Raw genomic sequence first — 6,339 nt, 5'->3', positions numbered from 1 at the left:
TAGGTCTCGGTGCCGCCCCAGGACAGCAGAAACGGGCGAAACGCCTGGGGCGAGCGGAACGTGGCCGGGCCTTTGGCCTGCTCGCGCCACCCGGTCACCTGGGTGTCGGTGATGAACAGCTTGCCGTCGTTGACCAGAAATGCCCCGCCTTCCTCGGACAGGCGCAGTTGCTTGACCTTGCCGTCGATCTCCAACGTCCCGGTGCGCCCGACCACGATGGGCAGACGCGCCAGGTACACACCGGGCTGCACCTCGGACAGGTACCGGCGCGGCACCTGGCGGCTCAACTGCGCCAGGTCCACGTGGCCATCGTCGATGAAAATGGCCTGTGGAATGCCGTGTTGGCGCCGCACCCATTCGGCGGCCTTGTTGTCGCCACCGACGAATGCCTTGAGGCTGTCTTCCTGGAACATACGGCGCAGGCTGACCTTGCCCGGCTGGCTGCGGTCGATCTTTTGCTGCACGGCCTGTGCGGTGTAGCCACTGAGGTCAGGGAGCTTGGGCGCGTCCAGCTGCAGCGGCGCTATCGGTGCGCTAGAGACGGTATAGCTGCGCGCCTGTTGCAGTTCCTTGGTCAGCAGGCCGGGTTGCGCCGCCCAGGTCGAACCACTGGCAAGCAGCAGGGCGCAGGCCAGCAGGCTATGGCGAAGATGGGGATGAACGTTCATGGCAATTTCCTCGTGGCCTCAGAAACGCCAGATCACGTCGACGAAGGCGCGGTGCATGTAGCTGTCTGCCTCTTTGCCGTAGGCATCGCCCGGCTTGAATACCCCAGCACGCAGGCGAACCAGAGCCGAAGGCTCGTCGATCGCCTGGCTCATCGAGGCGGGGAGCAGGCCTTGCTTGAAGTACTTGGTCACGACCACGTCCATTTCCTGGCCAAGGTCTTTCTCACCCTCGACCAAAGGCCGGTTGATGCCGTTGTCGTTGACTACGGCGTTGATGCCGCTCGAGCCTATGTTCTGCGCACCGTCCACTCGCCAGAACCTGTGGTAGAGGAAGCTTGCGTCGTAGTCGTCGCGCAGCTGCCAGGAGGCGAACAAGGTGGCGGCCTGCAGGTTGCCCAACTCGCCACGAAAGGCCTCGCCAAAGCGATGCACACGCGATCGGGTGCCGGTGAAGTTGGAGCGGTTGCTTTCAAGGCCGGTCTGCTCGAAGTTGTTGCCGCCCTCGTCACCGCCGCCGCTGCCGCGGGCATAGGCGGCGCCCGCCTGCCACTGCGGGTTCAGGCGCAGGCGTACGCCCAGGTCGGTGGCCCAGGCATTGACGTCGCCGCGTTGAGTACCGGTGGCCACTTGCTGGTCGCCCACCTGGCGGCTGCTGAGGGTGTCACGGTTGCCGGTCAGCCAGGTCAGGCTGCCCCAGTAGTTGACGTCATGCTCATTGCGCCAGTTGTAGGCATCGCTGTTGGCCTCCAGGCCCAGCCATGTCAGGTCGCCGGTGCGGGTCTTGTCCAAGGCGTCGACGGTTTGGCCGGGGTTTTTCAGGCTACCGCTGTCGTGGGTGTGATGAGCCCGCAGGCCCACCCAATGGCCAGGCGTCCACTGGGCAGCGACATTGCCGTAGAGGTGAGTACGATCCTCGTCCTGCGGGGCCAGGTCGGTCAGGTCGGTTCGGTATTCGCTGAAACGCCGGGCTACACCCAGGTCGGCCTTGAGCAGGGTGGTGTCGAAGGTCCAGTTGAGGGCTTCGATGTTGGTGTCGCGCCACATGCCATCGTCGCTGCGCAACCGTTGCCGGCCCAGTCGCAGTTGCTCGCCGGGGTAGGCGGTCAGGCCGCTGTAGCCCACCCAGAACTCGCGCATGGCCAGGTAGCTCTTGTCCGGTTGACGACTGTCTGTGCCCGTGTCGGTAGTGGTGCCATCGTCGTTCTGGCGCAGGGTATCGGTTTCGATGGTATCGGTGGCAGTGACCGCCTGGCCCATGGCATAGGCGCTCCAGTTGCCGCGCTCGCCGTAGACCCACGGGCGCAGGTCCAGGCCCAGGCCATTGACGTCACCGCCTGGGCGGGTGCCCAGGTCGCGGTCGTCTTCGGACTGGCCAGTGACTTTCACTTCCAGGCCAAAATTGCGTTCGGCCGTGACCTGGGCCAGGCTCGGGCAGGACCACAGCAAGGCAAAGCCAAGGCCGATCCCGGCTTTGACGAAAGGGTTGAGCATCATGGCGCGTCCTCACCGTCTACGTCGTTTTCATCGTCTTGCAGCACATCCAGGGCCAGGGTATTGCTGGCGCCGGGCGTCATGGCCATGCGAGCTTGGGTTTCCCGCGCCAGCGTCTGCTGGGCCTGGCGGCGCGCCTCGGGCGCCAGCTGCTGCTCGATCTGCTGCAACAGCTCGGCCGACTGGGGCGTCGGGTTGGCCTGGGCGAGTTGCGCGAAGACCCATGCATCGGCAGGTTGCGGGCGGATGCCATGCCCCTCGCTGAACAGCTGCGCCAGGGCATAGTCGGCACTGACCTGGCCACCGCGTGCGGCCGCCAGCAGGTTGTCCAGCGCTTTCTGCGGCTCGACGTTGCCCAGGTAGCCACGGCGATAGAGTTGGCCCAGGTAGTAGCGGGCACTGGTCTCGCCGGCCGTGGCGGCGGCCAGCAGGTGACGCTCGGCGCTCTCGGCATCGGCCGGCAGCTGCTTGCCCTCGTAGTACAGGCGGCCGAGCAGCAGGTCCGCGCGAGGCTGCTGCGCATCACGGCCTTTTTTCAGGTAAGCCAGCAAATGGTCGGTGTCCCCCAGTTCAGGGAAGTCGTACAGCAGCTGCGCCAGGCTGACCCAGGATGCCGGGTACGCCGGTGCCACGCGTTCGAGCAACGCCTTGGCAGCTTGCCCGTCGGTCTGGCCCAGGCTGCGGTCGGCCAGCACGCGAGCGACGCTGTCCACCCGGCTGGCAGGCACTGCCCCGCGGGCGTAAGCCGATTCGAGCTGGTGCATCAGGGCGGTCAGCTGTTCGGCCTGACCACGCTTGCGGTACACGGTGGCCAGCTCCACGTAGCACAGGTCGGCAGTCGCCAACCCCGCCTGGCACAGGCTCTGCACTTCGTCCAGGTGCTGGTCGTAGGTGCCCTGCGTACGGTAGAGCAGCACCTGGGCGATACCCGCTTCCGGGTAGCCCTCGGTACGCCACCGCTCGATCTGCTGCTGCGCGTTGATGGTGGGGAAGCTCTGCGGGTAGGCCAGGTACAGCATGGCCAGTGGCACCAGGGTATTGCCCTGGCCCTGGCGGGCGGCCAGCTTGAGCAGCGTTTGCGCCTCTTCGCGCTCGGCCTGGGTGCTGCCCGGCTTGGTCACCAGCAGGCGGCCAAGGCGCGCCTGGGCACGGGGCGAGGTGGCAGCGGCGGCGCGGTAGGTGGCTTCGGCTTGCTCGCGTTGGGCGCTGTCACCGGTGGCCACCTTGATGTCGGCCAGCCCGACCTGGGCATCGCTGTAGCCCAGGTCGGCCAGTGCCTGGTAGTTGCGTTCGGCCACAGCCAGGTCGCCGCGCTTGAGCGCTTCGTTGGCCAGGCGCTGGTCGGGCAGACCGGCGCAACCGGCCAGTGTCACGGTCAGGGCAAGTGCGCACGCCGTGAAAGGGCGTGGGTTGGACCCAGGCAAGGTTGGCATGCTCGTCATCACCTCGCCCTCACAGGCCACGGGCCGACGCACTGCCGATCAGCCAGTCCAGCGAAGGGCCGCGGTTGCTGGCAACCGACACCGGCCGGCCTGCCAGGGCCGCTGGCAGGGCGCTGTCCGGTTTGATCTGTACGCGGATGTCGGCGGCCAGCGCGTCGGGTTCCAGGCTGCTGCTGGCGACGATTTCCCCTGCGCGCACCTGGTCTTCGCCTGCCACCTGGAAGTTGACCCGCGTCCCCGGCTTGACCTCGTCGAACTGGCGGTAGCTGAAGCGGGCCTGGACAGTGGGTGTGCTCGTGCGTGGCACCAGCTCGAAGATCGGTTGGCCCTTGGCGGCGTACTGGCCGTCTTCCACACGCTGGCGGGCGACGATGCAATCGCAAGGGCTGGTGAGGGTGCCGGACAGTTGCTTGCCGAACAGCTCCTGGATTTTGGCGGGGTCGAGCTGGGTGTCGTCCAGGCTGCCCTTGAGCACGTCCAGCATGCTGGTGCTGAAGCTGGCAAGCGGGGCGCCCTTGCTCGTTTGGGCGCCGCTTGGCACCAGGCTGCTGACGGTGCCGTCCCTGGGCATGGTGATGGTGGTGACAGGCACGGCGACGACTGCGGCCTGGGCATGGCTGACGAAGTACAGGCCATACAGCGATTTGGCAACGAAGCCGAACGCTGCCACGCCCGCCACGAACAGGCCCAGCGTCACGCTGACCGCCTTGAACCGGGCCAGTGGGCCCAGCCCGCTGCCGGCGTCCTTTTGCTTGCGCGCCTTGGTGAAGTTGTCCCGTTGCAGCGTGCTGAGCACATCGCCCACGGTGATCAGCTCGCCGGACAAGTGGCTGGTGATCAGGTGGCGCAAGGTGGCGATATCGCGCGGCTCCAGGTTCTGGAACTGCACGCCGGCCCGACCGCTGCCTGGGACGTAGGAGCGCACCTGAAACGCCACGTCCATCGACAGCCCCAGGTTATCGACGCTGAACTGCAACCGGCCGTGCAGCACCTGGCCTACGGCCAGAGGATGCGGGCTATGGAAGCTCAGGCCGCCGGCCGACAGGTCATCTACCTTGGTTTCATGGGGCTGACCCTGGGCGTCGACAAAGCGCAGCCTGGCAGGCATGCGCACCCGTGCGTGCTGGCGCTGGGCTTCGGATTCATGCACGACGTTGACGTTCACGGCGGTATTCATGGCGGTTGTTCCTGTTAGTTCCGATCCGGGGTGGGGTCACACGACCATGAACAGCGCAGCGACGAACAGGCTGGCAGCCGAAAAGGTCATGGCCCGCGAGGACCAGGTGTTGAACCATTGTTGAAAGCTGGCGAGGTCACGCTTGAGGGTGGTGGGCTGGCGCGTCCACGACTGTTTGTCGAGGCGGAAGAACACGTAGATCTTCATCAGCGCGCCGACGATCTGGTTGTAATAGAGAATCACCGGGTAGGCCGGGCCAACGCTGTGGCCCGAGCACAGCAGCATGAAGGTGAGTACCAGGCGGGTGAAACCGATCCACAGCAGGTACACCAGCAGGTAGGCCATGCCGAATTTCAGGCTGGCGATGAGGGCCACTGTCAGGCCCAGCAGGCTGGTCCACATCGAGACCCGCTGATCGAACAGCACGATGCTGGTGAACAGCCCCAGGCGGCGCAGGCCAAGCCCAAGGGCGCGTGAATTCTGCCGAAGGTTGTTGCCGTACCAGCGGTACATCAGCTTGCGGCTGGCCTTGAAGAAGCTTTTTTCAGGCGGATGCTCGACCGTGTTGATGGCCGCATCGGGCACGTAAAACGTGTCGTAACCCAGGCGCATCAGGCTGAACCAGCTGGACTTGTCGTCACCGGTCAGGAACTTGAAGCGCCCCAGGCGCCAGTGCATCAACGCGTCGCTTTCCACGTCGGCGATGAACTCGGGGTTGGTCACCACGCTGGCGCGGAACATCGACATGCGGCCAGTCATGGTCAGCACGCGCTTGGACAGGGCCATGGAACACATGTTGATGTGGCGCTGGGCGAAGCGCAGCTTGTGCCACTCGCTCATGATGTAGCCGCCGCGCACTTCGCAGAACTCGTTGGTGGTCAGGCCGCCGACGTTGGGGAACAGCTTGAACCACGGCACGGTCTTGCGCACCACGCCCTCGTCCAGCACGGTGTCGCCGTCGATCACCGCCACCACGGCATCGTCATCGGGCAACATGCGGGAAATGGCGCGAAAGCCGTAGGCAAGGCCATCGCGTTTGCCGGTACCTGCGATGCGCACGATGTCCAGGGTGACATGAGGGGGCGGGTTGTATCTGGCCCACAGGCTCTTGACCAGCAGCTCGTCCGACATCTCCACCAGCGAACAGACCACGGTGGTGGGGAAGCCGCAGTCGATCGCTTCGCGAATCACCGAGCTGTACACCTGGGCGGTGGTCAGCGCTTCGATGCGAAAGCTGGTGACCATCAGGTAGACATGGGACGGATCGGCTGCCTGGCCCATCTTCTGCACCTTGCGGCGCAGGTACGGATAGACGCCGTACAGAAAGACCATGCCACGGATGAAGTGGGTGGCGCCCATGGAGTAACGCCAGATGCCAACTGCGCCGACCAGGAAGATGAAGTGCCTGGACTGCGGGTCGAAGATGTCGGCTGGCAGGGCCAGGGCGATCAGCATGAGAAGGCTCATGTAGAACAACCAACCGGCGCACTGCAGCAGCGCTGTCTTAAGCCTTTGCATGTTCAGCATCCGTGAAGAATTCAGGGTAGGGGCGACGCGGGAT

General features: G+C 65.3%; 4 protein-coding genes and 1 pseudogene. All 5 read right to left on the bottom strand.

The features are described 5' to 3' along the window. A pseudogene (locus tag B2S33_RS00855) lies at positions 1-668 on the bottom strand (right-handed parallel beta-helix repeat-containing protein); the annotation flags it as partial. Positions 669-686: 18 nt separating this feature from the next. Next, a complete protein-coding gene (locus tag B2S33_RS00850; RefSeq protein ID WP_288649485.1) occupies positions 687-2,162 on the bottom strand; it encodes an alginate export family protein in 1,476 nt (491 codons plus the stop codon). After that, positions 2,159-3,592: an alginate biosynthesis TPR repeat lipoprotein AlgK gene (algK, locus tag B2S33_RS00845; RefSeq protein ID WP_125921921.1), complete on the bottom strand. Its 1,434-nt coding sequence runs from the start codon at positions 3,590-3,592 to the stop codon at positions 2,159-2,161. Before algK ends, B2S33_RS00850 begins: the two co-directional genes overlap by 4 nt. A gap of 19 nt (positions 3,593-3,611) precedes the next feature. Then, positions 3,612-4,778, bottom strand: coding sequence for an alginate biosynthesis protein Alg44 (locus tag B2S33_RS00840; RefSeq protein ID WP_288649483.1), 1,167 nt, complete (start codon positions 4,776-4,778; stop codon positions 3,612-3,614). Positions 4,779-4,814: 36 nt separating this feature from the next. Further along, positions 4,815-6,296, bottom strand: coding sequence for a mannuronan synthase (gene alg8 / locus B2S33_RS00835; RefSeq protein ID WP_161780414.1), 1,482 nt, complete (start codon positions 6,294-6,296; stop codon positions 4,815-4,817). Positions 6,297-6,339: the final 43 nt, after the last annotated feature.

It is taken from the genome of Pseudomonas sp. UBA5568, assembly GCF_002425525.1.
Classification (GTDB): Bacteria; Pseudomonadota; Gammaproteobacteria; order Pseudomonadales; family Pseudomonadaceae; genus Aquipseudomonas; species Aquipseudomonas fulva.
This window is presented reverse-complemented; position numbering and strand designations above follow the sequence as displayed.

Excerpts from the sequence above, each read along its gene's own strand:
- B2S33_RS00840 (WP_288649483.1), bottom strand. The coding sequence starts at position 4,778 with ATGAATACCGCCGTGAACGTCAACGTCGTGCATGAATCCGAAGCCCAG.
- algK (WP_125921921.1), bottom strand. The coding sequence starts at position 3,592 with ATGCCAACCTTGCCTGGGTCCAACCCACGCCCTTTCACGGCGTGCGCA.
- alg8 (WP_161780414.1), bottom strand. The coding sequence starts at position 6,296 with ATGCAAAGGCTTAAGACAGCGCTGCTGCAGTGCGCCGGTTGGTTGTTC.
- B2S33_RS00850 (WP_288649485.1), bottom strand. The coding sequence starts at position 2,162 with ATGATGCTCAACCCTTTCGTCAAAGCCGGGATCGGCCTTGGCTTTGCC.